Origin of the sequence: Enterobacter sp. Cy-643 (assembly GCF_011752815.1) — a bacterium.
GTDB lineage: Bacteria > Pseudomonadota > Gammaproteobacteria > Enterobacterales > Enterobacteriaceae > Cedecea.
This window is the reverse complement of record NZ_VWWV01000018.1, coordinates 1-1,070: the sequence shown is the minus strand read 5'-3', so window position 1 is coordinate 1,070 and position 1,070 is coordinate 1. Positions and strand designations below refer to the sequence as shown.

The 1,070-nt window shown below is 52.8% G+C and carries 1 protein-coding gene; it reads right to left on the bottom strand.

Going from position 1 to position 1,070, the window contains the following annotated elements:
* Window positions 1-1,070 (bottom strand): elongation factor Tu (tuf, locus tag F3J29_RS22585; RefSeq protein ID WP_166869387.1); only part of this gene is annotated, 1,070 nt, incomplete at both ends.

Sequence of the window (1,070 nt, the reverse complement as noted above, 5' to 3'; positions counted from 1 at the left end):
ACAGTACGGCCGCCTTCACGGATTGCGAAACGCAGACCGTCGTCCATCGCGATTGGGTGGATCAGGGTAACAACCATTTTGATGTTGTCGCCTGGCATTACCATCTCTACGCCTTCTGGCAGTTCGATGGTACCGGTCACGTCAGTTGTACGGAAGTAGAACTGTGGACGGTAGCCTTTGAAGAACGGAGTATGACGGCCGCCTTCGTCTTTGGACAGAATGTACACTTCAGATTCGAACTTGGTGTGCGGCTTGATAGAGCCTGGCTTAGCCAGTACCTGACCACGTTCGATTTCTTCACGTTTGATACCACGCAGCAGAACACCTACGTTCTCACCAGCACGGCCTTCGTCCAGCAGTTTGCGGAACATTTCAACGCCGGTACAAGTAGATTTCGCAGTATCTTTGATACCAACGATTTCAACTTCTTCACCCACTTTAACGATACCGCGCTCTACACGACCGGTAACAACGGTACCACGACCGGAGATGGAGAATACGTCTTCGATTGGCAGCAGGAACGGCAGGTCGATTGCACGTACTGGTTCTGGGATGTAAGAATCCAGGAAGCCAGCCAGTTCAACGATTTTAGCTTCCCACTCTGCTTCGCCTTCCAGCGCTTTCAGAGCAGAACCACGGATGATTGGGGTGTCATCGCCTGGGAAGTCGTACTGAGACAGAAGTTCACGAACTTCCATTTCAACCAGTTCCAGCAGCTCTTCGTCATCAACCATGTCGCATTTGTTCAGGAACACGATGATGTAAGGAACGCCAACCTGACGACCCAGCAGGATGTGCTCACGGGTCTGAGGCATAGGGCCGTCAGTCGCAGCAACAACCAGGATAGCGCCGTCCATCTGAGCAGCACCGGTGATCATGTTTTTCACGTAGTCGGCGTGCCCTGGGCAGTCAACGTGCGCGTAGTGGCGAGTCGGGGTGTCGTATTCAACGTGGGAGGTGTTGATGGTGATACCACGAGCTTTTTCTTCTGGTGCGTTATCGATCTGGTCGAATGCACGAGCAGAACCACCGTAGGTTTTAGCCAGAACGGTAGTGATTGCAGCGGTCAG